Here is a 24,600-nt window from a genome sequence, read left to right as displayed (position 1 = left end):
TTATTACTACATTTTTCCTTGAGTGATGCCTTGAAAAAAGGTATTTGTAGCTTAACTTGATAAAAGAACAAACATCATGCCTTCGATAACCGTAGAACCCTGCACCTTTGCCCTGTTTGGCGCGTTGGGTGATCTGGCGCTGCGCAAGTTATTTCCTGCCCTCTATCAACTTGATGGCGCCGGGCTCTTGCACGACGACACCCGCATCCTGGCCCTGGCCCGCGAAGCCGGTTCCGAGCAACAACACCTGGCCCATATCGAACAAGAACTGCGCAAGTATGTCGGCAACGAGCTGGATGAGGCGGTTGCCCAACGCTTCCTGGCACGTCTGACCTACTTGCATGTAGATTTTCTCAAGGCTGACGACTACGTCGCCCTGGCCGAAAAGGCCGGCACCGAGCAGCGTCTGATCGCCTATTTCGCCACCCCGGCAGCGGTGTACGGCGCGATCTGCGAGAACCTGTCCAAGGTCGGCCTGGCTGAAAACACCCGCGTCGTGCTGGAAAAACCCATCGGTTCGGACCTGGAATCCTCGCGCAAGGTCAACGATGCCGTCGCGCAATATTTCCCGGAAAACCGCACCTACCGCATCGACCACTACCTGGGCAAAGAAACCGTCCAGAACCTGATCGCCCTGCGTTTCGCCAACAGCCTGTTCGAAACCCAGTGGAACCAGAACTACATCTCCCACGTGGAAATCACCGTGGCCGAGCAGGTCGGTATCGAAGGCCGCTGGGGCTATTTCGACAAGGCCGGCCAGCTGCGGGACATGATCCAGAACCACCTGCTGCAGCTGCTTTGCCTGATCGCCATGGACCCGCCGGCCGACCTGTCCGCCGACAGTATTCGTGACGAGAAGGTCAAGGTGCTCAAGGCCCTGGCGCCCATCAGCCCGGACGGCCTGACCACCCAAGTGGTGCGCGGCCAGTACATCGCCGGCTACAGCGCCGGCAAGCCGGTGCCGGGTTACCTGGAAGAAGAGAATTCCAACACCCAGAGCGACACCGAAACCTTCGTCGCCCTGCGTGCCGATATTCGTAACTGGCGTTGGGCCGGGGTGCCGTTCTACCTGCGCACCGGCAAGCGCATGCCGCAAAAGCTGTCGCAGATCGTCATCCACTTCAAGGAACCGTCCCACTATATCTTTGCCCCCGAGCAGCGCCTGCAGATCAGCAACAAACTGATCATCCGCCTGCAACCGGACGAAGGTATTTCCTTGCGTGTGATGACCAAGGAGCAGGGCCTGGACAAGGGCATGCAACTGCGCAGCGGGCCGCTGCAACTGAATTTTTCCGACACCTATCGCAGCGCACGGATTCCCGATGCCTACGAGCGGTTGTTGCTGGAAGTGATGCGCGGCAATCAGAACCTGTTTGTTCGCAAAGATGAAATCGAAGCCGCGTGGAAGTGGTGTGACCAGTTGATCGCCGGGTGGAAAAAATCCGGTGATGCGCCCAAGCCGTATGCGGCGGGGTCCTGGGGGCCGATGAGCTCGATTGCACTGATCACGCGGGATGGGAGGTCGTGGTATGGCGATATCTGAATTGAAACTGCCTCAGGGCGTCACTGCCCATGAGTACCTTACGGCTGCCTTGCTGGCGGACGGCCTGGCCAATGATGTGGCCGAACAACTGCGCGCGGCCATCAGTGCTCGTGGCGAAGCGACGTTGGTGGTGTCCGGTGGCCGTAGCCCCGTGGCGTTCTTCCAGAACCTGGCCAAGCAGGGCCTGGACTGGTCGAAAGTCACGATTACCTTGGCCGACGAGCGCTGGGTGCCGGTGGAACACGCCGACAGCAATGCTGGCCTGTTGAAAAAGTATTTGCTGCAAGGCCCGGCGGCCAAGGCGAGGTTTCTGAGCCTTTACAGCGTCGCCGCCACACTGGATCAAGCTGCCGAGCAGGCTGATCGCCTGCTGGTCGAATTACCAGCGATTGATGTGCTGGTACTGGGCATGGGCGATGACGGCCACACCGCATCGCTGTTCCCCAACAGCCCGAACCTGAGCTCAGCCCTGCAGGCCGACGGCACCCGCCGTTGCTGGCCGATGCTGGCGCCGACCGTGCCGCACCAGCGCCTGACCATGAGTCGCGCGCTGCTGGCTACAGCCCACTACACCGTGCTGTCGATTTCCGGCAGCTCGAAATTGACCACATTGAGCGCCGCGCTGGCCAGTGACGATGTTGCTGCCATGCCGATACGCGCGTTTTTGCAACCTACATTAGAGATTTACTGGTGCCCATGAGCCAAGGATCAGCCGCTATGAAAAGCCCTCAACCGACCGTGTCCATGGCGGATAAAGTTGCCCTGATCGACAGCCTCTGCGCCAAGGCGCGGATCCTGCCGGTGATCACCATCGCCCGCGAACAGGACATACTGCCGCTGGCCGATGCCCTGGCAGCCGGTGGTTTGACCGCATTGGAAGTGACCCTGCGCTCCGAGTTCGGTCTCAAGGCTATTCAGGTCCTGCGCGAGCAGCGCCCTGAACTGTGCACCGGTGCCGGCACCGTGCTCGACCGTCATATGCTCGAAGCAGCGGAAGTGGCCGGCTCGCAATTTATCGTCACCCCCGGCATTACCCGCGACCTGCTGGAAGCCTCGGTGCACAGCCCGATCCCGCTGCTGCCTGGCATCAGCAATGCCTCCGGCATCATGGAAGGCTATGGCCTGGGCTATCGCCGCTTCAAGCTGTTCCCGGCCGAAGTCAGCGGTGGTGTTGCCGCGATCAAGGCCCTTGGCGGCCCGTTTGGCGAAGTGAAATTCTGCCCGACCGGCGGCGTTGGCCCGGCCAACATCAAACACTACATGGCGTTGAAAAACGTGATGTGCGTGGGGGGTAGCTGGATGCTTGATCCTGAGTGGGTCAAGAACGGCGACTGGGCCCGCATCCAGGAAGTCACCGCGCAGGCGCTGGCGCTGCTGGACTGATCTGATTTAACGAATCGTTGTTGCTGTGCTTAACGGCATTTTTTGCGGTGCACTTGGTCGGTGTACCGCTTTTTTTTGCCCGCCAAAAACCTTGAGACCCATTCAAATGTGGGAGGGGCTCAGTTCGGTGATGGCGTTGACCAGAGCATCGATGTCAGCGGTAGAAGTCACCAAGCCTGGAGTGACTCGAATACAGGTCCCAAACGACGGCCCGACACGCGTAGTGGTAAACAGGCCGTAATCCCTGAGCAACCGATCTGCCATCACCTGCTGATCCCTTCCGATAAACTTGAACGCCGTGATCCCGCAATACAACCGCGGGTCATCCGAGGTGAGCACCTCAATCCCCGCTAACGGCCGTACCCGACTCACCCACAAATCCCGCAGGTAATTCACCCGCGCACCTTTGGCCGCAGCGCCGCCCAATGCCCGATGTTCTTCAAACACCAGCGGCAAGGTCATCAGCGCCGGAAAATTTGGCGTGCTGTAGGACGTGCGTGCGCGTACGTCGCTGGCCGGGTAGTGGAACTCGCCCATGTCCGGATCGATGTCGGCCAGACGCTCCGGCGCTATGTAAAGAAAGCCCAGGGTCAGCGGCGCGCCGATCCATTTGTGCAAGTTGAAGCCGGCGAACGCGATGCCGAGTTCAGTGAGGTTGAATTCGATCTGGCCCAAGGCGTGGGCGCCATCAAGGATCACATCGATACCCTGCTCGCGGGCCGCATTGGCAATGGCCTGGACGGGCATCACCAGGCCGGTGCGGTGGGTGACGTAGGTCAGCGCCATCAGTTTAATGCGTGGGTACTTCGCGAACGCATCGCGATACGTCTGCAAAAGGCTGTCGAAACTGGCCGGGTGCGCGTGGGACACTTCGATCACTTCCACCCCACGATAACCAGCGAGCCAGCGCATGGCGCCTTTGACTGTGTCGTACTCCAGGTCACTGATCAGTACCTGATCGCCCGGTTGCAGGCGGTTGTAGTTGCGGATCAGCGACTGCAGGGCTTCAGTGGCATTGCGGGTGAACGCGACGGACTCGGTATCGGCCTCGATCAACTCAGCCAATTGGCGGCGAATCTCTTGATTCTCGCCCTGCTCGAAGCGCTGGCGCACATGCACCGCGTTGCTGCGGTTGATAAACGCAACATGCTCCAGATACTGCGCCTGCACCGCGCGGCTCATGCGCCCGAAGTAGCCGTTTTCCAGATTGATCGGGCCAGGCTCCAGTTCGTAGCGCCGGGCAATGGCTTGCCAGTGAAGTTCGTTATCTGCATTGCGTGGCATGACGAGGACTCTTAATGGCGAGGGGCGGGTTTGCCATGTTTGGCACGCAGCGGTTCGAGCAATTCAGACAGGCCGTTGTGGTCGATTTCCTGCATCAGTGCCAGCAGGCCGCCCAACTCGCCGTGGGGGAAACCCTCGCGGGCAAACCAGTTCAGGTAAGGGCCAGGCAGGTCGGCGATGATTCGCCCCTTATACTTGCCGAAGGGCATTTGGCGGGTGATCAGCAGTTCGAGTTTTTCGGGGTTCATGGGGTTTCAGCGGCGTGAGTCGAGACCTTTGAAAATACAGGCATTCTGCATGAAGGCCAAATGACAGATCATGCAAATAACGCACATACAGATGGTTCAATTATTCGCAACTAATTGATATTAAAAGAAAAAGTTATTTTTAGAAACCTGGCACGGGCGCTGCAATCATTAAGACAAGCTTCTTAACCCACCCGCACAAGGAATTGGAAAATGACTGACATCAACAAAGAATCGATCTCCGTACTCAACGACCTGATCGAAACCAGCAAAGACGGCCAGGAAGGTTTCAAGACGTGTGCTGAGGACATCAAGCACCCCGAACTGAAAGCCCTGTTCGTCAAACGCTCCGCCGACTGCGCCACCGCTGCTGCCGAACTGCAGACCGCCGTGCGTGCCTTGGGCGGCGATCCGGAAGATTCCGGTTCGGTCGCTGGCGCGCTGCACCGTGGCTGGGTCGACGTGAAGTCGATGGTCACCGGTAAAGACGAAGAAGCCGTACTGAACGAAGCCGAGCGCGGTGAAGACCACGCTTTGAAGGCTTACAAAGAAGCGATCGAGAAGATCAACAAGCATAACCTGGTGGGTATTCGTGACTTGGTTGAGCGTCAGTTCCACGGCGCCCAGCGTAACCACGACCAAGTGAAGGCCCTGCGTAACCAGGCACGCGCTCAGTCTTGAAGCCCGCTGGGTAACTTCCAGGTCACCTCTGGGTAACCGATATGGGAGGGGCTTGCTCCCGATGGCAATGTGTCAGTCAGCTTATCTGTAGCTGACCCACCGCCATCGGGAACAAGCCTCTCCCACATTTATATCTAAATCGTGTCGATCGTGAAATCGCAATCAGCCAATGCTGATCGGCGGCAGTTCGGTCAGTGTCACCACCTGCTGCTTGCGTGGCGCGAGGATTTCCGCCTCGCCGTCCACCACCAGCTCATCGCGCTGGTTGAACACGCGAGTGGCAATGCGTACACGAAACTTCGGCAGTTTCTCCAGAATTTCCAGACGCACGGTCAGGGTGTCGCCGATTTTTACCGGCTTTTGGAAGGTCATCTGCTGGCCGATGTAGATCGTGCCTGGCCCAGGCAACTCGCAGGCAACCGCCGCACTGATCAATGCGCCGCTGAACATACCGTGAGCGATCCGCTCCTTGAACATGGTGGCCTTGGCGTATTCGGCATCCAGGTGCAACGGGTTGTGGTCACCGGACATCGCGGCGAACAGCTGGATATCGCGCTCTTCGACGGTCTTGCTGTAGCTGGCGGTCTGGCCGACTTCAAGGGCTTCGTACGGGGTGTTGGTTACCTGTGTCATCTAAAGGTGCATCCTGTGGCTAATCGGTAATTTTTAATGGGCTGATTTTAAACGGCTGATTTTAAAGGAAAAGTCATTCGCAGTGGGCCGGTCTGCGCAACGTCAGGGCCTGGTCGAGCCACGTCAGCACATCCGCTGTGACAGCGTCGAGGTTGGTTTCGTTGAATACTTCGTGACGCGCCTGCGGGTAGATATTCAGTTGCAGGTGCTGGCAGCCGGCTTCACGCAGTGCATCGGCCAGATTGTTGAGACGCTTGCCCTCACTCACCGGATCACATTCACCGCCCATTACCAGGATCGGCAGGCCCGGGTCGATCTGCGCGAGATTGGACGCTTTGCTGATTTGCTGCAAGCCGCCCAACAAGTCGATCCACAGCTGGTTGGTGCAGCGGAAACCGCAGAGCGGGTCGTTGATGTACTTGTCCACTTCAGCCGGGTCGCGGCTGAGCCAGTCAAATGCGGTGCGATTGGGTTTGAACGCCTTGTTGAACGATCCGAACGACAGGAACTCGATCAGCGCACTGCGGCCACGCAGGCCTTGGCGCAGGCGTTCGGCCCGGGCAATCACCCGCGCGGCGCGGTACAGCGCCACCGGCTGGAAATTCGAACCACTTAGAATCGCCCCGTGCAGGCTGGCACTGTGGTGCAGCAGGTAGGCCTGGGCGATGTAGCTGCCCATGCTGTGGCCAAGCAAAATGATCGGCAGGCCCGGCTGCTGCTGGCCGATGTGCTGGTTGAGGCTGGCCAGGTCGCCCACCACTTTGTTCCAGCCATCCTTTTCTGCGTACAGGCCCAGGGTGCCTTCGTCTGCCGTGCGGCCATGGCCCCGCTGGTCCAGCGCGTACAGACCGTAGCCGGCACCGCACAAGGCTTCGGCCAGGCGCGCGTAGCGACCACTGTGCTCGGCCATGCCATGGGACAGCATAACCAGCGCCTTCGGCGTGCCGTCGGGCATCCAGTGATTGACGTACAGGCGGCTGCGGTCATTCGCGGTCAGCCAGAAGGTGCTGTGGTTCATGGCGGTTCCTTTGCTCAGGGTCGTGGCAGTGTATAGCTCATCCCGAGGCTTGCGGCTGGTCAGCGCAAGCCTTTGTAGGAAGATTCACGCAAGTAATGACGCTCTTTCCTGTATTTGCCTGTTTGGCCATAGCTGCTAACGTCCCCAAAGCTCCGCTTTCTATAGCAGCACACTTTTTATAGCTGCAGCGGCCGGACACACTCAGGTAAGGGGACAAGAATAATGCAACCTGATTTCTGGAATGACAAACGCGCGGCGGGCGTTCCCAATGACATCGACCTTACAGCCTACAAGTCGGTGATCGAAGTCTTCGAACGTTCCTGCAAGGCTTTTGCCGACCGTCCGGCATTCAGCAACATGGGCATTACCATCACCTACGCAGAGCTTGAGCGCCAGAGTGCGGCGTTCGCCGGCTACCTGCAACAGCACACCGACCTCAAGCCCGGCGAGCGCATCGCGGTGCAGATGCCCAACGTACTGCATTACCCGATTGCCGTGTTCGGTGCGCTGCGCGCCGGGCTGATCGTGGTCAACACTAACCCGCTTTACACCCCGCGCGAGATGCGTCACCAGTTCAAGGACGCCGGCATTCGCGCGCTGGTCTATCTCAACCTGTTCGGTTCGCGGGTGCAGGAAGTCAGCGCCGACACCGAGATCGACTACCTGATCGAAGCCAGGATGGGCGACTTCATGCCCGCCGCCAAGGGCTGGCTGATCAACACCGTGGTCGACAAGGTGAAGAAGATGGTCCCGGCCTATCACCTGCCACGTGCGGTGTCGTTCAAGCGCGCCTTGCGTATGGGCGCGGGGCTGGGCGTGACCCGTCACCCGGTGAGCCTGGATGACATCGCCGTGCTGCAATACACCGGCGGCACCACCGGCCTGGCCAAGGGTGCGATGCTTACCCACGGCAACCTGGTGGCCAACATGCAACAGGTGCGCGCGTGCATGTCCCAAGTTGGCGATGATGGCCACCCGCTCATCAAGGAAGGGCAGGAGGTAATGATTGCGCCGCTGCCGCTGTACCACATCTATGCCTTCACCGCGAATTGCATGTGCATGATGGTTTCGGGCAACCACAACGTGCTGATCACCAACCCGCGGGATATTGGCGGCTTTATCAAAGAGCTGAAGAAGTGGCGCTTTACCGGCTTGCTTGGGCTCAACACGCTGTTTGTGGCGTTGATGGATCACCCCGACTTCAAGACCCTGGATTTCTCCCACCTCAAGCTCACCAACTCCGGCGGCACGGCGCTGATCAAGGCCACGGCCGAGCGCTGGGAGCAAATGACCGGCTGCGCGATTGGCGAGGGTTACGGCCTGACCGAAACCTCACCGGTGGCCAGCACCAACCCGTATGGCAACAAATCCCGCCTGGGCACCGTGGGCATCCCGGTACCGGGTACGGGAATGAAGGTGATCGATGATGAAGGCGTCGAGTTGCCCCTGGGTGAGCGGGGCGAGTTGTGCATCAAGGGCCCGCAAGTGATGAAGGGCTACTGGCAGCAACCGGCCGCCACGGCCGAGACCCTGGACGCCGAAGGTTGGCTCAAGACCGGCGATATCGCAGTCATCGACGATGACGGGTTTGTGCGCATTGTGGACCGCAAGAAAGACCTGATCATCGTCTCGGGTTTCAACGTGTACCCCAACGAGATCGAGGACGTGGTGATGGCCCACCCGGCGGTGGCCAACTGCGCTGTGATCGGCGTGCCGGACGAACGCACGGGGGAGGCGGTGAAGCTGTTTGTGGTGGCGCGGGCCGAGGGCGTGAGCCTTGAGGAGCTGAAGAACTACTGCAAGGCCAACTTCACCGGCTACAAGGTGCCCAAGCATATTGTGTTGCGCGAGTCGTTGCCGATGACGGCGGTGGGCAAGATCTTGCGGCGTGAACTGCGCGACATCGCTTGATTTGAAATGAGGTCAAATGTGGGAGGGGCGGTGCGACGATTCGACTTGCTCCCGATGGCGCTGGATCAGTCACCAGATGTGTTGGCTGATACACCGCCATCGGGAGCAAGCCCCTCCCACCTTGTTGTTTTTTCGCCCTGAAAGCCCTATTCCAGAGCCTTTTGCTCGGGGATGTCCCGCCTGTTTGAAGTGTGACCAATTATTGTAGGACAGTCATGTTTATGACCGTAGGGCCCTCGTTTGGCTCTAGGCGGCACTTGGCAAAGCTGCTACTCTCGGCGCGCTTTGTGACCTCTCGGCTTGCTTGAAAGCGCCAGACTCACCTTAAAAAAACATACACCAATAATAATCGCATCAAATGCGATGATGAATTCGCGTCGCTGAGGAGTGGGCTTCCATGCACGAAGACTTTTGGAAGGATAAGTACCCCGCCGGGATTGCTGCTGACATCAATCCAGACGAGTATCCAAATATTCAGGCGGTACTGAAACAGTCCTGCCAGCGCTTCGCCAACAAACCGGCTTTCAGCAACCTGGGCAAGACAATCACCTACGGTGAGTTGTACGAATTGTCCGGCGCGTTCGCCGCCTACCTGCAACAGCATACCGACTTGAAACCTGGCGATCGCATCGCCGTACAACTGCCCAACGTCCTGCAATACCCGGTCGCGGTATTCGGCGCCATCCGTGCCGGCCTGATCGTGGTCAACACCAACCCGCTGTACACCGCGCGGGAAATGGAACACCAATTCAATGATTCCGGGGCCAAGGCCCTGGTCTGCCTGGCCAACATGGCCCACCTGGCGGAAAAGGTCCTGCCCAAGACCGCCGTCAAGCATGTGATCGTCACTGAAGTCGCCGACCTGTTGCCGCCGCTCAAGCGCCTGCTGATCAACAGCGTCATCAAGTACGTGAAGAAAATGGTCCCGGCCTATCACTTGCCCAAGGCGATCAAGTTCAACGACGTGCTCGCCAAGGGCCATGGCCAACCGGTCAATGACGTCAGCCCTGCCAGCAGCGATGTGGCCGTGCTGCAATACACCGGCGGCACCACCGGCGTGGCCAAGGGCGCGATGCTCACCCACCGCAACCTCGTCGCCAATATGCTGCAGTGCAAGGCGCTGATGGGCTCCAACCTCAACGAAGGCTGCGAGATCCTGATCACGCCGCTGCCGCTGTACCACATCTATGCGTTCACCTTTCATTGCATGGCGATGATGCTGATCGGTAACCACAACATCCTGATCAGCAACCCGCGCGACCTGCCGGCGATGGTCAAGGAGCTGTCGAAGTGGAAGTTCAGCGGCTTTGTTGGCCTCAATACCCTGTTTGTGGCGCTGTGCAATAACGAAAGCTTCCGCAAGCTGGATTTCTCCGCGCTGAAAGTCACCCTGTCGGGCGGCATGGCCCTGCAACTGGCGGCGGCCGAGCGTTGGAAGGACGTGACCGGCTGCGACATCTGCGAAGGCTATGGCATGACCGAGACCAGCCCGGTGGCCACGGTCAATCCGATCCAGAACATCCAGATTGGCACCATCGGCATTCCGGTGCCGTCGACCCTGTGCAAAGTCATTACCGATGACGGCGTCGAACTGGCCCTGGGCGAAATCGGCGAACTGTGCGTCAAGGGGCCGCAGGTGATGAAGGGCTACTGGCAGCGTGAAGACGCCACTGCCGAGATCCTCGACAGCGAAGGCTGGCTGAAGACCGGTGACATCGCGATCATCCAGCCGGACGGCTACATGCGCATTGTCGACCGCAAGAAGGACATGATTCTGGTCTCTGGCTTCAACGTCTACCCCAACGAGCTGGAAGACGTACTTGCGACCCTGCCGGGTGTACTGCAATGCGCGGCCATCGGTGTGCCGGACGAAAAATCCGGGGAACACATCAAGATTTTCATCGTGGTCAAGCCGGGGGCGACCCTGACCAAGGACCAGGTGATGGAACATATGCGCGCCAACGTCACCGGCTACAAGGTGCCCAAGGCCGTGGAGTTCCGTGATGCGTTGCCGACCACCAATGTGGGCAAGATCCTGCGGCGTGAATTGCGCGATGAAGAACTGAAGAAGCTGGGCTTGAAAAAGTAACCCGGCCTGAAATAAAAAGCCCCGCAGACGCGGGTAATGCCGATCAGTTAAGGGTAAATACCGTAACTGTGGCGAGGGAGCTTGCTCCCGTTGGGCCGCGAAGCGGCCCCAAAAATGGGACTGCTACGCAGTCCAACGGGAGCAAGCTCCCTCGCCACAAGTTATTGTTCGCCCTTTCTATTTCTTAACTGATCGGCATTACGCAGATGCGGGGCTTTTTATTGGGTGCGATTTCTGTAGAAGCGAGGCGGGCGGTACGTTTACAGCGTGAACTGCGCGAAGCTCACGCCAGCCCCGGCTGGGCGTACATCCTTCAGGAACGAATCCTTGTCCGCGCTCAGCTCCAGGGTGATCTCCGGCTTGCGCTTGCCCGCGTTGCGCACCACCAGGCCTTCGAGCTTTTCACGCAGGAACACCGTCGGCACCTTCAGGTGCAGCAACTGGTCACTCTCGGCGTTGTGCATCAACAGGTGAATCCACTCGTACTGGCCCACGGCGATGCGCGCCACCGGCAGGTCGAACCACCAGATGTTGCGTTTACGGTCCAGGTCGGTGAAGTGGCAGTTGTTGACGCCGAGTACGGCACCGCCCAGTTCCAGGTTTCTGCGGGCGATGGCCTGTGCTTTATTGAGTTTCATAACCTTCCTACGGGATCTGTTATTCAGCGTTATAGCCTGAATGTGCCGGGCATTCTCGTGGGTTGGCTGCAAAACATAAAGCCAAACCTGCGACCAGCGATGAAATGCCCGCTAAAAATAATTGAAACTCTGCTGAACAGCCCTGGGTCAATCTCTACGTAATGACCAAAACCCATCGATTGTTTCAGGAGAAATACCATGAGCAGCACATCGGATAAGGCAAAAGGTTTGGCGAACGAAGCCGTAGGCAACATCAAGCAAGGTGTCGGCAAAGTGACCGACAACGACAAGCTGCGTGCTGAAGGTGTGATTCAGGAAAAGAAAGGCGAAGTGCAGAAAGCAGTGGGCGATACCAAGGATGCGGTCAAGAAAGCGACCAAGTGATCTGCGATCGCTGGCTGTATGCGTGCAGCCCCGACGGCCATCCTCGGATGGCCGTTTTTATGTCGTACGGTGCAACTAAAATCTCGTAATTGTTTCAAAGTCGCCAAGTAGGCTACTTTTGATGTAGAAAACGGCCCCTGAGTCGCCCACGACCTCACCCTCTTTGCGGCGAAAGGAGACGCTATGATTTTTCCGGTATTAGATGGCCTCAAGCTGCACAAGGTGCTGGTGCGCACCGTCAAGGAATTCGTCGATGACGAAATGCCCACCTACGCCTCGGCACTGGCCTACCAGATGCTGTTCTCATTGTTTCCCTTCCTGCTGTTTCTCATTGCCCTGATCGGTTTCCTGCACCTGCCGGACTTCTTCACCTGGCTGCGCCTGCAGTCGGAACTGGTGTTGCCGCCCCAGGCCCTGGAGCAGGTCAACCCGGTGATCGACCAGTTGCAGCAATCCAAGGGTGGCCTGCTCTCGGTGGGTATCGTGATTGCGCTGTGGACCGCTTCGGCGGGCGTGCGCCTGATGATGAGCGCGATGAACGCCGCGTACGACGTGGTCGAAGGCCGGCCGATCTGGAAGCGCTTTCCGCTGTCGATTTTCTATACCGTCGGCATCGCCGGCATGCTGCTGGCCGCCGCCGCGTTAATGGTGCTCGGCCCGCAGGTGATGGAGTGGCTGGCCGGGCAGATCGGCATGCAGGAATTCGTGGTCACCCTGTGGACCCTCGTGCGTTGGCCGCTGATCGTGATCCTGCTGATGTTCGCGGTGGCCCTCATGTACTACGTGATGCCTGACGTTGAGCAGAAGTTTCGCTTTATCACGCCGGGTTCCGTACTGGCGGTGGTGGTCTGGATCGTCGCGTCCCTGGGGTTTGGCTACTACGTCAAAACATTCGCCGACTACAACGCCATGTACGGCAGTATCGGTGCCATCATTGTCTTACTCCTGTACTTCTATATTTCTGCCGCCGTGCTGTTGCTGGGGGCGGAGATGAATGCGGTGATCGAACACATGTCGGCCGAAGGCAAGGATCCCGGCGAGAAGGAGTTCGACGAGCCGGGTCACACCGGCGAAAAACAGCACGTCTCAGGCCTTGGCCGGGACCATTCCAAACCCACTCCCGACGAAGTCTGATCGATGATCCGTGAAATCCTGAAAATGGGCGATGAGCGCCTGCTGCGTATTGCACCGCCGGTTCCGCCGGAAATGTTCGACAGCCCCGAACTGTGGCAGTTGATTGATGACATGTTCCAGACCATGGAACACGTGGGCGGCGTTGGCCTGGCCGCGCCGCAGGTGGGTGTCGACCTGCAACTGGTGATCTTCGGTTTCGAAAGCAGCGAGCGCTACCCGGATGCCCCGGCGGTGCCGCAGACCATCCTGATAAACCCGCTGATCACACCGCTTAGCCCGGTCGTGGAAGAGGGCTTTGAGGGTTGCCTTTCCGTACCGGGCCTGCGTGGGGCGGTGGACCGTTACCAGCAGATTCGCTACGAAGGTTTTGACCCCAAGGGTGAGCCGATCGTACGTATTGCCGACGGTTTCCATGCGCGGGTGGTGCAGCATGAATGCGACCACCTGATCGGTCGGTTGTACCCGTCGCGGATTACGGACTTCAGCAAGTTCGGGTTTATTGAAGTGATGTTCCCGGACATGGACCCCGCCGCCGACGAATGATCAACCTCGATAGCTGATCGATCCCACCCTCCGCGTGGGAACGTTCACTTGGCGGGTTTGACGAACCGCAACGTCATCCGGTCTGACTCGCCAATCGCCACATACCTGGCCTTGTCCTGCGCCCCTAACTTCAACGTCGGCGGCAAGGTCCAAACACCCTCTGGATAGTCCTTGGTATCCTTCGGATTGGCATTGACTTCACTCTGCCCGGCCAGCTTGAACCCGGCATCGGTCGCCAGCTTCACCACTTGTGCGGTGGTCAGGTAACCACTGTCCTTGATCGCTTCCAGGTCCGCGCCATCCTTGGCCCGATGATCTTCCACACCCAGCACGCCGCCCGGTTTCAACACCGTGTAGAACGCACTGAACGTAGCTTCGGCGGTATCGGCAAGTACCCAGTTGTGCACATTGCGAAACGTCAGCACGGTATCCGCCGAGGCGGGTTTGCCGAATACGGGCGCCTTGGGATCAAACTCGACAACCTCGGCCCTGGCATAGCGTGCCGGGTCGGCGGCGAATTTCTTTTTCAGGTTCTCTTCCGAAGTGCGCGCGTAGGCGCTCACATTCGGCGCCTGCACCGCAGCGATGTAATGCCCATGGTCCTTGAGCAGCGGCGCCAGCACTTCGCTGTACCAGCCGGCTCCTGGTGTAATCTCGATGACGGTTTGCTTGGCGCCCAGGCCAAAGAACGCCAGCGTCTGCTGCGGATGGCGATAGCCGTCGCGCGCACCGTTGGCCGGCTCGCGCCAACTGCCGGCGAGAACGCTGGCGTATTGCTCGGCGGTAATCGGGGCGTCGGCTGCCTGGCTGAAGGTTGGAGCGAGGAGGGCGGTGAGGGACAGAGCTGCAAGCGTCGTTTTCATGATCGTCCTGGTAAGGGGCCACTGTGCCGTCGAGGCTAGCATGGGCCCTCTCCCTGCCGATCACACATTATCCGAGGTCGACCTCACCAAACGTTCTAAGCCCATGGCGATCATTGGCTTGTTGCGCTTGTAGCGCACCAGCCGTTCGCTGAGGGATTGGGGTAACACAGTCTCTTGGCTGAAACCCATGCGCTGATACACAGCTTCCAGGTCCGGATGACACAGCAACCAGACCGTTCCTTCAACCTCGGCCGCCGCCTGAAGAATCAACCTCCCCGCCAGCCCCTGGCCGCGATAGGCCGGGTCGACAAACACCCCGGTCAGCCATTGCCCACCCACCACGGGCGTTAGGCACAGGCCGGCGATAATCTCGCTGTCTCGTGCCACCCACAAACGTCCGCCCTTGAGCGCTTTCATCGGCGAATTGTGGCTGCGATAAAACTTGTTAAGCAACGGCCACAGGGGCTCTGCCAACGGTTCGATGAGTAACTCGGGCATGGTGTTCAGGCGCGCGTGATCAAGGGTCGGGGATTATAAGCGCCTTCTGTCCGGCAATAGGTGGTATACCCAGTGTTACATCCCCTGTAAGTGGAGCACGCATCATGGCCAAAGGTATGGATTCAAAGAAAGCCGCGAAGAAAAAACCGGCAAAAACCGCCGATGAAAAACGCGCCGACAAGAAAACCAAGAAAGCCGAGACTGGCTTGTTCGGTCACTGAGTTACACGCTTAGAACCAAACGCTCTGCAAGATTTTCGCGCCTCACTGCACAGAGCAGGAAACACCTGCTCTGAGCTGCCGATACACAATTGCCTTGATCACAATCCGCGCCGAGATATCCACGTCCTGGCGCTTCACTCATTTCGCGCACCCAATGGGCCAGCTGGCGCACTGATGGCCTTGCAGAGCACCAAGCCCCGTCTATGCTCACCCAACCATTAGCCGCTCTATGGCGGTGATCGAGTTAACGCCCCAGGGCCATATCCTCAACGCCAACGAAAACTTCCTCAAGACTGTGCAGTATTCCCTCGACGAAATTGTCGGCCAGCACCACAGCCTGTCCTGTCACCGCAGCGAAGTGGAGTCACCGGCCTATACGGCGTTCTGGGCGTCACTCAACCGCGGTGAATATCACGCCCACCGGTTCGAGCGCAAAAACAAGTACGGCAAGACGCTGTTTCTGGAGGAGTCCTACAGCCCGATCTTCGATACCCATGAAGTGCGCAGCCTCGCGGCGCGGACCAGCGCAATCGGGCAGTTCAATTCGACGTTGCAACTGCAGTAACCCGCGTCATAGCCGGGTTACTGTGGCAAGCGGGTTTACAGTGGCGAGCGGGCTTGCCCGCGTTGGGCTGCGAAGCGGCCCCAATAAGAACACCGTGTTTATTCAGGTAATACGCGGTGTACGTTTTTAGGGCCGCTTCGCAGCCCAACGCGGGGCAAGCCCGCTCGCCACATGGTCAGCATTCACGCGGGACGGCGGTGTTGCTTAGATCGCTGCCAGGGTTTCTTTCACGGCCTGCGCCTGCGGGTCGGTGGTCTTCGCGGCTACCTGCTGTTCTTGCTGGTCCTTCAGGCGCTGAGCCACTTCCTTGGCAATCGCATCCTGTTTTTCCTTCGGCATGGCCTGCACTGCTTCCTCGGTCAAACCCTGCTCCTTGAGCAACTGTTCGCGAATGCGTTCGGCCGGGGTTTTGCTCATGTATTCGTTGAATTCAGTACGCGCGGTGCTGGTGGTGGAGCCGGTCGCGGCCACATCCGTTGACGCCACAGGCGCAGCAGTGGTTGCCTGCAACTGCACGCGAGTCTTGGCGAAGGCTTCGTCGATGCGATCGCTCGCCTTGTCCAGTTCCTTCTGCGCGGCCGGCACCGTGACGCTTTGCTGCGCGGCCTGCAGGGCGCCGCTGTACAACGTGCTGGCAGCGGCGTTGGCGGGGTCCATGTCGGGTCGCTTGATCTGTTGGACGGTCGACACGGCTTGGGTGTTGTTGTTAACCAGCATGTTCGGTCACCTGGAGAAATGTACGGTGTCACAGCTGGAGCAAATTGCATGCCGGGTACGCCAGCCCCGGTTTTAAAGGGGCTGGCGCGGCCGTCGCGGCAAACATTGTCCCGCAGGCGGCCAACCTTTGCCGTCAGTGGGCGATGTTTTCCAGCGCCAGGTTGCGCGTACGTGGCCCGAACCAACTGATGGTGATCATCACGATCAACATGCTGCTGGCGATAAAGGCCAGCACGCCCGGCGTGCCCAGGTGCTCGAGGATAAAACCGATCAACAGGCTGCTGAACACCGTCGACAAGCGGCTGAACGAATAGCAGAACCCCACCGCCCGTGCGCGAATGTTGGTGGGGAACAATTCGCTTTGATACGAGTGATAACTGAAGCTCAGCCAGGCGTTGCAGAAGGTGATCATCACCCCGCAGATCACCAGCCCCACCGCCGTGGTTTGCAGCGCGAACAGGCTGCCGAAGATCACCGCGCCCATGGCCGAACCGACAATCTGCCATTTGTTCTCGAAGCGGTTCGCCACTTTGACAAACAGCAGCGGCCCCAGCGGGTAGGCGAGGGTGATGATAAAGGCGTACATCAAGCTGTGGGTCACGCTGACGCCCTGGCCCGAGAGCAGCGCCGGCAACCAGTTGCCGAAGCCGAAAAAGCCGATGGCCTGGAACACATGGAACACGATCAGCATCAACGCGCGGCGGCGGTACGGCGGTTGCCAAATATCGGCAAAACGGCCGGAGCCCTGCACGCTGACGGCTTCGGGCTCCGGCTCGTCCAGCGGTTTGCCGTGGTCCTTTTGGCAGCGCGCTTCCAGGCTGTCCATGATCTTTCCGGCCTCGTCAAAGCGGCCTTTTTGTGCGAGCCAGCGCGGTGATTCCGGCAGACGCTTGCGCAGTTGCCAGATAAACAGCGCAAACACCGCACTGGTCAGCACCACCCAACGCCATCCGGAAATCCCGAACGGCGCCTGGGGCACCAGCCACCACGACATCAACGCCACCGTCGGCACCGACAGAAACTGGATGAAAAAAGCAAAGGCAAACGCCGAGCTGCGCATGCGCTTGGGCACCAGTTCCGAGAGGTAGGCGTCGATGGTTACCAGCTCGATGCCAAGGCCAATGCCCACCAGAAAGCGCATGCAGATAATGCCCAGCGCGGATGTTTGAATGCCCATCAACACTGTGGCCACGGTGTACCAGATCAGCGCGAAGGTGAAGATCGCCCGGCGCCCGAAGCGGTCGGCAATCGGGCTGAGCAGGCTGGCGCCGAGGAACAGGCCGAGAAAGGTCGCCGAGGCAAATGCGGCCTGGTCGGAGAAACCAAACACGCCCTCGCTGCCGGTATGGAAAATCCCGTCGCTGATCAAACCGGGGCTGATGTAGGCGGTCTGGAACAGGTCGTACAGCTCGAAAAAACCACCGATCGACAGCAACGCCACCAAGCGCCAGACGGTGGCGACGGCGGGCAGGCGGTCGATGCGCGCGCTGATATGGGCGGCACGGATCGGGTCGATGCCGTCCGTGGCAGAGGCGGTGAGTGTCGACATAGGAGCGATTCCAGGGGCAGTGACCTGGAATCTTAGCTGGCTAACGGAAATCGGCGCTTGTGAAGTTGCGTGCGGCAGGCCACACATTCGCCGATTTATTGCGCTTAGGCGTTATGTTTCAAGGTTTTATAGCGCAGGGGCTCAGTAGGTGATGGGGATCTCAAAGGTTTGGAACGCATCATCCACCGGCTCATAGCCCAGTACCCGTGTGGTCTCGCTCAGGTCCAATCGCTTGAAACGGTTATTGGAAATGCCATGGGCGATCAAGTGTTTTACCCCGATGGCCTCCACCGAACGCTGCAGCAGCTGCACCGCATCACGCGGGCTGAGCCAGGCGCTGAGGTCGCGGGCGTTGTTGAGGTCGTGGGTTTCGGGGAATTCAAATGCGCCGATGCGCAGGGCAATGGTCGACAGCGGCGTTTTGGCGGCGTAATAACCGCACAGCGCCTCGCCGTAGCATTTGCTCACGCCATACAGGTTGGCGGGCATCACCTGCATGCCGGGGGTGATCTGGCGGTCCACCGGGTAGCCTTCGATGGTTTGCGCGCTGCTGGCGAACACCAGGCGATGGACCCCGGCGGCCAGGGCGGCTTCGAACAGGTAGGTGGTGGCGAGGATATTGTTCGGCAGCAGTTCGTCGAACGAGGCGCTGGCGTGGGGGATGCCTGACAGGTGCACGATCACGTCGATGCCGTCGAGCAGGGCGGCGAGGCTGGGTTTGTCACTCAGGTCGGCGTGCACGAAACGATGCTCGCCCAGGTCGAAATCCGGCGTGAGGCGGTCGGTGAGGGTGAAGCGGTAACGGTCTTTCGAGGCTTCGAAAAACGTCTTGCCGATTCTGCCGCAGGCGCCGGTGAGCAGTACGTTGAGTCCTTGCATGTAACCTCCGGTGAGCTACAAGTTATAAGCTCCAAGCCGCAAGAAAAAGCGGTCTGGCTTGAAGCTTAAAGCTCACAACTTGCAGCTGCCTTTATTAGTTATGGCCGTCGAGGGCGAAGGTCTGGAAGCCTGGGTGGGAGCTGAGTCGCTGATAGTACGCCGCTACCGCCGGGTAGGCCGGGCGTTCCATGGGCGTCATCTGCCAGCGATGCACCGACAGCCCGATCGGGATATCGGCCAGGGTGAATTCATCACCGGCCACGTAGGCGTTTGTGCGAATCAGCTGTTGTTCGAGCAGGCCCATCTTGTCATTCCACACCTGCACAGCGGCGGCGATGGCCTCTGCGTCGAGGCCGTCGGGGTTGTTGCGTACCAGCGCGGTGAAGGCATCGCCCCAGGCGCGGTTGAGTTCGACGGCCTGCCAGTCCATCCACTGCTCGACCCGGGCCCTGGGTGCGGGATCAAAGGGGAGCAGGTCGTGGCGTTGGTAGAGGTTCACCAGGTAGCGGCAGATGGTATTGGATTCCCACAGTACGCCGTGGTCGTCGATCAGCACCGGCACTTGGGCGTTGGGGTTGAGGGCGAGGAATTCGGCAGACTGGGTGGGTTTGAAGCCGATGCCCCAGTCTTCGCGCACGTAGTCGATGCCCAGTTCGTGGCATGTCCACAGGACTTTACGCACGTTGATGGACGAGGCACGGCCTAAGATTTTCAGTGAGTGTCCCATGGTGCTTCCCTGGCATTGGAGAGCAGCCAATCTAGCAGGGGCAAAGTGGGCACGGTTAAAAATGTGGGAGGGGGCTTGCTGAGTAAGGCTTTAGCAGCGTGGAGTGTGCTGGTCCATCGCCTTGCCGACCAGCAATACGCTGAGTTCGCTCAATTGATGAATGGCGAGTGCTACATCGCGGTGTTTACCGGTGAGGTCATCGGACAGGTCGAGCAACAAGGTGCTGACGGAGCACACGGTTTCGTAGCTGTTGATCAGCAGGGTTTCGGTGGGGATGTCGGGGATAACGGTGAAGAGGGTCGTTGGCGATTTTTCAACTTCTTTGATCATTACGGTGCTCCTGGTCTAGAAAGTCCAAAAGTGGGCTACTAAACCCGATCACCGAGAAGTTCAGCGACCGGCAAACCTTAGAGACCCGCACCCAAGCGCACAAGCCGGCGGATTCTGACGTAAGCGTAGGCAACGGAGCAAGGCGCTGACCGCAATGTCCGTCGCGTCCTACAGGCGTCCTACGTGCTCTCCCGCACCTGCAACTCAAACCCCATATCCACCACCGGCTTGGCGATCTTGTTACCCGCCATGATCGTCAACAAATGCTCCGCCGCACGCCGGCCAATCGCTTCCCTTGGCGTGCTGATGCTGCTCAGTCGCGGCACCATGAACGAAGACGCGGGCAAGTCGTTGAAGCCCAGCACTGCCACGCGCTCCGGCACTTTGATGCCATGGCGCATGGCTTCCAGCAGCGCACCCTGGGCCAGGTCGTCGTTGCCGAAGAAGATCGCATCCACATCCGGATGGGCGGCCAGCAGCTGCAAGAACAACTCGCCGCCCAAACCCACTGAGGAGGGCCGTGGCGTCAGCAGTTCCAACGCCGGGTCATACAACCCGGCCTGTTGCAGTGCGCGACGAAAACCTTCACCGCGCAGCAACGTACGCTGATCCAGTTGCGCGCCGATATACGCCAGGCGCTTGCGCCCACGGGAGATTAAATGCGCCGCCGCTGTCTCACCTGCGCTCAACTGCGAGAAGCCCACGCAGTTCACCCCGGCGTTGGGGTCCAGGTCCATCATGTACACGCAGGGCACATTGCTGGCTTCGACCATTCGTCGTGCGCTTTCGGTGCGGTCGAAGCCGGTCAGCAGCAACCCCCGTGGCTGGTAGGCCATGTAGTTGCGCAGCAGGTTTTCTTCTTCGTCGCGGGAATAGTGTGAGTTGCCGATCAGCACTTCAAAGCCCTTGGGCCGCAGCACTTGGTGGATGGCTTCCAGCGTTTCGATAAACAACAGGTTGGACAGCGACGGCACCAACACCACTACCGAATGGCTCTGGGCTGAGGCCAGGGCGCGGGCGGCTGGGTTGACCACGTAGTTGAGTTCGGCGGCGGCCAGTTGCACTTTTTCCACCAGTTCGGTGGCCACTGTGCTGATGCCGCGCAGGGCGCGTGAGGCCGTAATCGGGCTGACCCCGGCCAGGCGGGCGACTTCGTTCAGGGTGGGGCGTCCCGTCGTGCGGGTATTTTTATCGTTCTTGGAGGTCATCAGGCGGCTTGCCAAACAAAAATCGAGGCACTAAGGTAGCGCTGTCTCTAAATGGCTGCAAATTATTGAACTTTGGGTTGCCTGATCCGGTTCAAATGATTGAAGCGGATGCACGCGTCACTCCATAAAAATGACAAGACGGCGCGGGAAAAGCCTGTTTTTGCACTGCCCTTACGGCGTGTAAAGGTAGCGCTATCTGCGTCCTGAGGTGTTTCATGAGTCAACCTGTTACTGCCCTGGTCATCATGGGTGTTTCCGGCTGTGGCAAGTCCAGCGTCAGCGAGGCCTTGTGCCAGTTGAACGGTGCCACTGCCATCGAAGGCGACAGCTTCCACCCCGCCGCGAACATCGAAAAGATGAGCGCCGGCCACCCCCTCAACGACGACGACCGCGCCGGCTGGCTCGACATCCTGTGCGATGAACTGCGCCGCTCGCTTAAGGCCGGCGAACACCCGGTACTCACCTGTTCATCCCTGAAAAAGAAATACCGCGACCACTTGCGCGAATCTGCGCCGGGCCTGGGTTTTGTGTTTCTGGAGCTGACCCGTGCCGTTGCCGCCGACCGCGTGCTGCATCGCCCCGGCCATTTCATGCCGGCCAGCCTGATCGACAGCCAGTTCGCCACCCTTGAATCGCCCGTGGGCGAGCCGCTGACCCTGGCGCTCAACGCCAGCGAAGACAGCGTCGAGGCGTTGGCCAAGCAGACCAACGACTGGTGGCTGCTACACGGCTTTGAACCTAAAAAATAATTTTTTGCCGGGAAAGATAGCGCTATCCCCGGCGAAAGATTCAATACCGGCTTTAATAACAACAACAAACAGGAGAGACCCCCATGTTTGGCATGTCCCACGAGTCCTACCTGCTGCTCGATGCAGTGGTCACTATCATCGGGTTGATCGTTCTGATCACCAAGTTCAAGGTTCACCCGTTCATTGCACTGATCATCGCGGCCGGCTTCCTCGGCCTGACCTCGGGCATGCCCGTGGACAAGATCATCAAGGCCTTCCAGGACGGTTTCGGCGGGGTGCTCGGCTTTGTCGGCATCATCCTCGCGCTGGGCACGATGCTCGGCAAGATGATGGCTGAATCCGGCGGCGCCGATCAGATCGCCCAGACACTGATCCGTGCCTTCGGCAAGGACAAGGTCCAGTGGGCCATGATGTTCGCCGCATTCCTGGTGGGCATCCCGCTGTTCTTCGAGATCGGCTTTGTGTTGCTGATACCGCTGGTGTTTATCGTCGCGCGCCGCACCGGCGTGTCGCTGATCAAGATCGGCATCCCGCTGCTCGCTGGCCTCTCGGCGGTGCATGGCCTGGTGCCACCGCACCCGGGTCCGCTGCTGGCTATCGGCGTGTTTGGCGCGGACATCGGCAAGACCATCCTGTACGGCCTGATCGTCGCACTGCCGACCGCCATCATCGCCGGCCCGATCTTCGGTACGTTCATTGCCAAGTACATCCCCGGTAATCCGTCCCAGGAACTGGTCGATCAACTGGCCCGCGAGCCGGAAAACAAGACGCTGCCGAGTTTCAGCATCACCCTGATCACCGTGCTGCTGCCGGTGTTCCTGATGCTGCTGAAAACCTTCGCCGACGTCGCTTTTGCCGAAGGCAATGTGGTGCGCAACTGGATGGACATGATCGGTCACCCGATCACCGCCTTGCTGCTGGCGCTGCTGCTGTCGCTGTACACCTTTGGCCATCGCCAGGGCATCCACTCCAAGCAGATCCTCAAGTTGCTCGACGCCAGCCTTGCGCCGACCGCCGCGATCATCCTGATCATCGGCGCCGGTGGTGGTTTCAAGCAGATGCTGGTGACCAGCGGCGTGGGTGACGTGATCGGCCATATGGCGGTGAACGCGCAGATCAACCCTATCCTGCTGGCGTGGCTGGTAGCGGCGGTGATTCGTGTGGCGACCGGTTCTGCAACCGTGGCGACCATTACTGGCGCAGGCATCGTGGTGCCGGTGGTGGGGATGATTCCTGGGGTTAACCGTGAGCTGCTGGTGTTGGCGACGGGGGCGGGCTCGTTGGTGCTGTCTCACGTCAACGATGCGGGATTCTGGCTGGTGAAGCAGTACTTCAACATGACCGTGGCCGAGACGTTCAAGACCTGGACGGCGATGGAAACCATCCTGTCGGTGGTGGCGTTGATCTTCATCATGTTGCTGTCGTTGGTGGTGTAACAGGCACACCGCAAAAACAAATGTGGGAGGGGGCTTGCTCCCGATTGCCGAGTGTCAGTCACTGCAAATGGTGACTGGTCCACCGCTATCGAGAGCAAGCCACCTCCCACATGTTTGACCGAGTCAGGGTCAGGCTTTAGGGGTCAGCCCGTCCGCCCGGAACATCCCGCGAATCCCCCGCACCGCCTGGCGAATCCGGTCCTGGTTCTCGATCAGCGCGAAGCGCACATGATCGTCACCGTACTCACCAAACCCAATCCCCGGCGATACACACACCTTCGCTTCCAGCAGCAGCTTCTTGGCAAATTCCAGCGAGCCCATGGCGGCATACGCCTCGGGGATCTTCGCCCAGACGTACATCGCTGCCTTCGGATTTTCCACCATCCAGCCCAGCTCATGCAGGCCCTTGACCAGTACATTGCGGCGCTGGCGGTATTGCTCGGCGATGTCTTTCACGCACTGTTGGTCGCCTTCCAGCGCAGCGATCGCCGCCACTTGCAGCGGGGTGAAGGTGCCGTAGTCGTGGTAACTCTTGATCCGCGCCAGGGCGTTGACCAGTTCCGGGTTGCCCACCATGAAACCAATGCGCCAGCCGGCCATGTTGTAGCTTTTGGACAGGGTGAAAAACTCCACCGCAATGTCCTTGGCGCCCGGCACCTGCATGATCGACGGGGCTTTCCAGCCGTCGAAGACGATGTCGGCATAGGCCAGGTCATGCACCACCAGCACGTCGTACTGCTTGGCGAGGGCGATCACCCGCTCGAAGAAATCCAGCTCCACGCACTGCGCAGTCGGGTTGGACGGGAAACCGAGGATCATCATCTTCGGCTTGGGAATCGAACCGCGAATCGCCCGTTCCAACTCGGCGAAGAAGTCTACGCCGGGAATCAGCGGTACCGAGCGCACCTGGGCGCCGGCAATCACGGCACCGTAGATATGAATCGGGTAGCTGGGGTTCGGCACCAGCACTGTGTCGCCCTGGTCCAGGGTGGCCAGCATCAAGTGCGCCAGGCCTTCCTTGGAGCCGATGGTGACGATGGCTTCCGACTCGGGGTCGATGTCCACTTCATAGCGGTCTTTGTACCAGCGCGAAATCGCCCGGCGCAGACGCGGAATGCCTTTGGAGGTGGAGTAGCCGTGGGTGTCTTCACGCTGGGCGACGGTGACCATTTTTTCCACGATGTGGGGAGGGGTCGGGCCGTCAGGGTTACCCATGCTCAAGTCGATGATGTCTTCGCCGCGCCTACGCGCAGCCATCTTCAGCTCGGCAGTGATATTGAAAACGTAAGGAGGGAGTCGATCTATGCGCGCAAAGCGGCGCGGCGAACCTTGGTCTGCCATTGTTGCCTCGAAAGTACGTAAGCGCCCGGAA

25 protein-coding genes and 1 pseudogene are annotated in these 24,600 nt (G+C 59.4%); 12 read left to right on the top strand and 14 right to left on the bottom strand.

From position 1 onward, the window contains the following. The first annotated feature begins 76 nt into the window (after positions 1-76). The 3 genes from zwf to ACR52_RS17415 are packed head-to-tail and all read left to right on the top strand — an operon-like array spanning position 77 to position 2,926. On the top strand, positions 77-1,543 hold the full coding sequence (zwf, locus tag ACR52_RS17425; protein WP_048726845.1) for a glucose-6-phosphate dehydrogenase: 1,467 nt from the start codon (positions 77-79) through the stop codon (positions 1,541-1,543). Continuing rightward, complete coding sequence (gene pgl / locus ACR52_RS17420) at positions 1,530-2,243, top strand: 6-phosphogluconolactonase (protein WP_048726840.1); 714 nt, start codon at positions 1,530-1,532, stop codon at positions 2,241-2,243. Before zwf ends, pgl begins: the two co-directional genes overlap by 14 nt. Before the next feature lie 17 nt (positions 2,244-2,260). Beyond that, positions 2,261-2,926, top strand: coding sequence for a bifunctional 4-hydroxy-2-oxoglutarate aldolase/2-dehydro-3-deoxy-phosphogluconate aldolase (locus ACR52_RS17415; RefSeq protein ID WP_048726837.1), 666 nt, complete (start codon positions 2,261-2,263; stop codon positions 2,924-2,926). A 102-nt stretch (positions 2,927-3,028) separates the two neighbouring features. Here ACR52_RS17415 and ACR52_RS17410 read toward each other — a convergent pair whose 3' ends face one another. Both ACR52_RS17410 and ACR52_RS17405 read right to left on the bottom strand, forming a co-directional pair. Beyond that, entirely contained in the window at positions 3,029-4,210 is a 1,182-nt protein-coding gene (locus ACR52_RS17410) for an aminotransferase class V-fold PLP-dependent enzyme (RefSeq protein WP_048726833.1), read from the bottom strand. An 11-nt stretch (positions 4,211-4,221) separates the two neighbouring features. Further along, positions 4,222-4,458, bottom strand: coding sequence for a DUF3820 family protein (locus ACR52_RS17405; protein ID WP_008056784.1), 237 nt, complete (start codon positions 4,456-4,458; stop codon positions 4,222-4,224). A gap of 210 nt (positions 4,459-4,668) precedes the next feature. Here ACR52_RS17405 and ACR52_RS17400 point away from each other — a divergent pair, with 210 nt between their 5' ends. Further along, a complete protein-coding gene (locus tag ACR52_RS17400; protein WP_048726823.1) occupies positions 4,669-5,136 on the top strand; it encodes a ferritin-like domain-containing protein in 468 nt (155 codons plus the stop codon). 162 nt (positions 5,137-5,298) lie between these two features. On the opposite strand, the gene ACR52_RS17395 is transcribed toward ACR52_RS17400, so the two are convergent. Beyond that, positions 5,299-5,769, bottom strand: a complete 471-nt coding sequence (locus ACR52_RS17395; protein ID WP_048726822.1) for a MaoC family dehydratase — start codon at positions 5,767-5,769, stop codon at positions 5,299-5,301. 73 nt (positions 5,770-5,842) lie between these two features. After that, positions 5,843-6,787: an alpha/beta hydrolase gene (locus tag ACR52_RS17390; protein ID WP_048726819.1), complete on the bottom strand. Its 945-nt coding sequence runs from the start codon at positions 6,785-6,787 to the stop codon at positions 5,843-5,845. Between the two features lie 222 nt (positions 6,788-7,009). Here ACR52_RS17390 and fadD2 point away from each other — a divergent pair, with 222 nt between their 5' ends. Together fadD2 and fadD1 are read left to right on the top strand one after the other, a co-directional pair. Next, on the top strand, positions 7,010-8,698 hold the full coding sequence (gene fadD2, locus ACR52_RS17385) for a long-chain-fatty-acid--CoA ligase FadD2 (RefSeq protein WP_048726816.1): 1,689 nt from the start codon (positions 7,010-7,012) through the stop codon (positions 8,696-8,698). A 397-nt stretch (positions 8,699-9,095) separates the two neighbouring features. After that, the gene (fadD1, locus tag ACR52_RS17380) at positions 9,096-10,787 is read left to right on the top strand and encodes a long-chain-fatty-acid--CoA ligase FadD1 (RefSeq protein ID WP_048726814.1); all 1,692 of its coding nucleotides are present in this window, start codon (positions 9,096-9,098) and stop codon (positions 10,785-10,787) included. A 260-nt stretch (positions 10,788-11,047) separates the two neighbouring features. On the opposite strand, the gene ACR52_RS17375 is transcribed toward fadD1, so the two are convergent. Beyond that, complete coding sequence (locus tag ACR52_RS17375; RefSeq protein WP_048726811.1) at positions 11,048-11,425, bottom strand: hypothetical protein; 378 nt, start codon at positions 11,423-11,425, stop codon at positions 11,048-11,050. A gap of 198 nt (positions 11,426-11,623) precedes the next feature. On the opposite strand from ACR52_RS17375, the gene ACR52_RS17370 reads away from it, so the two are divergent. The 3 genes from ACR52_RS17370 to def all read left to right on the top strand — a co-directional run bounded on the left by ACR52_RS17370 (position 11,624) and on the right by def (position 13,486). Continuing rightward, a complete protein-coding gene (locus ACR52_RS17370; protein WP_048726808.1) occupies positions 11,624-11,809 on the top strand; it encodes a CsbD family protein in 186 nt (61 codons plus the stop codon). A 183-nt stretch (positions 11,810-11,992) separates the two neighbouring features. Next, complete coding sequence (locus ACR52_RS17365; RefSeq protein WP_048726805.1) at positions 11,993-12,943, top strand: YihY/virulence factor BrkB family protein; 951 nt, start codon at positions 11,993-11,995, stop codon at positions 12,941-12,943. A 3-nt stretch (positions 12,944-12,946) separates the two neighbouring features. Further along, positions 12,947-13,486, top strand: coding sequence for a peptide deformylase (gene def, locus ACR52_RS17360; protein ID WP_048726802.1), 540 nt, complete (start codon positions 12,947-12,949; stop codon positions 13,484-13,486). Positions 13,487-13,530: 44 nt separating this feature from the next. On the opposite strand, the gene ACR52_RS17355 is transcribed toward def, so the two are convergent. Both ACR52_RS17355 and ACR52_RS17350 read right to left on the bottom strand, forming a co-directional pair. Beyond that, positions 13,531-14,349 (bottom strand): class I SAM-dependent methyltransferase, encoded by an 819-nt coding sequence (locus ACR52_RS17355; RefSeq protein WP_048726799.1) that lies wholly within the window; start codon positions 14,347-14,349, stop codon positions 13,531-13,533. 60 nt (positions 14,350-14,409) lie between these two features. After that, positions 14,410-14,847 carry a GNAT family N-acetyltransferase gene (locus ACR52_RS17350; protein WP_048726796.1) on the bottom strand — a complete coding sequence of 146 codons (438 nt, stop codon included), beginning with the start codon at positions 14,845-14,847 and terminating at the stop codon, positions 14,410-14,412. A gap of 438 nt (positions 14,848-15,285) precedes the next feature. Here ACR52_RS17350 and ACR52_RS17345 point away from each other — a divergent pair. Beyond that, positions 15,286-15,561 (top strand): annotated as a pseudogene (locus ACR52_RS17345) (PAS domain-containing protein); the annotation flags it as partial. Between the two features lie 276 nt (positions 15,562-15,837). Here ACR52_RS17345 and ACR52_RS17340 read toward each other — a convergent pair. From ACR52_RS17340 to gntR, 6 genes are all read right to left on the bottom strand, one after another. After that, on the bottom strand, positions 15,838-16,350 hold the full coding sequence (locus ACR52_RS17340; RefSeq protein ID WP_048726790.1) for a hypothetical protein: 513 nt from the start codon (positions 16,348-16,350) through the stop codon (positions 15,838-15,840). Between the two features lie 133 nt (positions 16,351-16,483). Further along, positions 16,484-17,899, bottom strand: a complete 1,416-nt coding sequence (locus tag ACR52_RS17335) for an MFS transporter (RefSeq protein ID WP_048726787.1) — start codon at positions 17,897-17,899, stop codon at positions 16,484-16,486. Positions 17,900-18,040: 141 nt separating this feature from the next. Next, positions 18,041-18,778 carry an NAD-dependent epimerase/dehydratase family protein gene (locus tag ACR52_RS17330; protein ID WP_048726784.1) on the bottom strand — a complete coding sequence of 246 codons (738 nt, stop codon included), beginning with the start codon at positions 18,776-18,778 and terminating at the stop codon, positions 18,041-18,043. Positions 18,779-18,872: 94 nt separating this feature from the next. Beyond that, a complete protein-coding gene (locus ACR52_RS17325) occupies positions 18,873-19,505 on the bottom strand; it encodes a glutathione S-transferase family protein (protein WP_048726781.1) in 633 nt (210 codons plus the stop codon). Positions 19,506-19,595: 90 nt separating this feature from the next. Then, positions 19,596-19,835: a DUF6124 family protein gene (locus ACR52_RS17320; RefSeq protein ID WP_048726779.1), complete on the bottom strand. Its 240-nt coding sequence runs from the start codon at positions 19,833-19,835 to the stop codon at positions 19,596-19,598. A 179-nt stretch (positions 19,836-20,014) separates the two neighbouring features. Then, positions 20,015-21,046 carry an HTH-type transcriptional regulator GntR gene (gene gntR / locus ACR52_RS17315; protein ID WP_161799305.1) on the bottom strand — a complete coding sequence of 344 codons (1,032 nt, stop codon included), beginning with the start codon at positions 21,044-21,046 and terminating at the stop codon, positions 20,015-20,017. A gap of 212 nt (positions 21,047-21,258) precedes the next feature. On the opposite strand from gntR, the gene ACR52_RS17310 reads away from it, so the two are divergent. Together ACR52_RS17310 and ACR52_RS17305 are read left to right on the top strand one after the other, a co-directional pair. Next, entirely contained in the window at positions 21,259-21,792 is a 534-nt protein-coding gene (locus ACR52_RS17310) for a gluconokinase (RefSeq protein WP_048726773.1), read from the top strand. Between the two features lie 83 nt (positions 21,793-21,875). After that, entirely contained in the window at positions 21,876-23,228 is a 1,353-nt protein-coding gene (locus tag ACR52_RS17305; protein WP_048726770.1) for a GntP family permease, read from the top strand. Between the two features lie 129 nt (positions 23,229-23,357). Here ACR52_RS17305 and alaC read toward each other — a convergent pair whose 3' ends face one another. Then, a complete protein-coding gene (gene alaC, locus ACR52_RS17300) occupies positions 23,358-24,569 on the bottom strand; it encodes an alanine transaminase (RefSeq protein WP_048726767.1) in 1,212 nt (403 codons plus the stop codon). Positions 24,570-24,600: the final 31 nt, after the last annotated feature.

It is taken from the genome of Pseudomonas fildesensis (assembly GCF_001050345.1).
GTDB lineage: Bacteria > Pseudomonadota > Gammaproteobacteria > Pseudomonadales > Pseudomonadaceae > Aquipseudomonas > Aquipseudomonas fildesensis.
This window is presented reverse-complemented; position numbering and strand designations above follow the sequence as displayed.

What these genes read in the sequence shown, in the direction of transcription:
- ACR52_RS17310 (WP_048726773.1), top strand. Translation starts at nt 21,259, where the DNA reads ATGAGTCAACCTGTTACTGCCCTGGTCATCATGGGTGTTTCCGGCTGT.
- ACR52_RS17305 (WP_048726770.1), top strand. Translation starts at nt 21,876, where the DNA reads ATGTTTGGCATGTCCCACGAGTCCTACCTGCTGCTCGATGCAGTGGTC.
- ACR52_RS17340 (WP_048726790.1), bottom strand. Translation starts at nt 16,350, where the DNA reads ATGCTGGTTAACAACAACACCCAAGCCGTGTCGACCGTCCAACAGATC.
- fadD2 (WP_048726816.1), top strand. Translation starts at nt 7,010, where the DNA reads ATGCAACCTGATTTCTGGAATGACAAACGCGCGGCGGGCGTTCCCAAT.
- pgl (WP_048726840.1), top strand. Translation starts at nt 1,530, where the DNA reads ATGGCGATATCTGAATTGAAACTGCCTCAGGGCGTCACTGCCCATGAG.
- ACR52_RS17390 (WP_048726819.1), bottom strand. Translation starts at nt 6,787, where the DNA reads ATGAACCACAGCACCTTCTGGCTGACCGCGAATGACCGCAGCCGCCTG.
- ACR52_RS17325 (WP_048726781.1), bottom strand. Translation starts at nt 19,505, where the DNA reads ATGGGACACTCACTGAAAATCTTAGGCCGTGCCTCGTCCATCAACGTG.
- ACR52_RS17400 (WP_048726823.1), top strand. Translation starts at nt 4,669, where the DNA reads ATGACTGACATCAACAAAGAATCGATCTCCGTACTCAACGACCTGATC.
- ACR52_RS17365 (WP_048726805.1), top strand. Translation starts at nt 11,993, where the DNA reads ATGATTTTTCCGGTATTAGATGGCCTCAAGCTGCACAAGGTGCTGGTG.
- def (WP_048726802.1), top strand. Translation starts at nt 12,947, where the DNA reads ATGATCCGTGAAATCCTGAAAATGGGCGATGAGCGCCTGCTGCGTATT.
- ACR52_RS17335 (WP_048726787.1), bottom strand. Translation starts at nt 17,899, where the DNA reads ATGTCGACACTCACCGCCTCTGCCACGGACGGCATCGACCCGATCCGT.
- alaC (WP_048726767.1), bottom strand. Translation starts at nt 24,569, where the DNA reads ATGGCAGACCAAGGTTCGCCGCGCCGCTTTGCGCGCATAGATCGACTC.
- ACR52_RS17410 (WP_048726833.1), bottom strand. Translation starts at nt 4,210, where the DNA reads ATGCCACGCAATGCAGATAACGAACTTCACTGGCAAGCCATTGCCCGG.
- ACR52_RS17370 (WP_048726808.1), top strand. Translation starts at nt 11,624, where the DNA reads ATGAGCAGCACATCGGATAAGGCAAAAGGTTTGGCGAACGAAGCCGTA.
- ACR52_RS17415 (WP_048726837.1), top strand. Translation starts at nt 2,261, where the DNA reads ATGAAAAGCCCTCAACCGACCGTGTCCATGGCGGATAAAGTTGCCCTG.
- ACR52_RS17330 (WP_048726784.1), bottom strand. Translation starts at nt 18,778, where the DNA reads ATGCAAGGACTCAACGTACTGCTCACCGGCGCCTGCGGCAGAATCGGC.
- ACR52_RS17320 (WP_048726779.1), bottom strand. Translation starts at nt 19,835, where the DNA reads ATGATCAAAGAAGTTGAAAAATCGCCAACGACCCTCTTCACCGTTATC.
- ACR52_RS17355 (WP_048726799.1), bottom strand. Translation starts at nt 14,349, where the DNA reads ATGAAAACGACGCTTGCAGCTCTGTCCCTCACCGCCCTCCTCGCTCCA.
- ACR52_RS17405 (WP_008056784.1), bottom strand. Translation starts at nt 4,458, where the DNA reads ATGAACCCCGAAAAACTCGAACTGCTGATCACCCGCCAAATGCCCTTC.
- ACR52_RS17395 (WP_048726822.1), bottom strand. Translation starts at nt 5,769, where the DNA reads ATGACACAGGTAACCAACACCCCGTACGAAGCCCTTGAAGTCGGCCAG.
- zwf (WP_048726845.1), top strand. Translation starts at nt 77, where the DNA reads ATGCCTTCGATAACCGTAGAACCCTGCACCTTTGCCCTGTTTGGCGCG.
- ACR52_RS17375 (WP_048726811.1), bottom strand. Translation starts at nt 11,425, where the DNA reads ATGAAACTCAATAAAGCACAGGCCATCGCCCGCAGAAACCTGGAACTG.
- ACR52_RS17350 (WP_048726796.1), bottom strand. Translation starts at nt 14,847, where the DNA reads ATGCCCGAGTTACTCATCGAACCGTTGGCAGAGCCCCTGTGGCCGTTG.
- fadD1 (WP_048726814.1), top strand. Translation starts at nt 9,096, where the DNA reads ATGCACGAAGACTTTTGGAAGGATAAGTACCCCGCCGGGATTGCTGCT.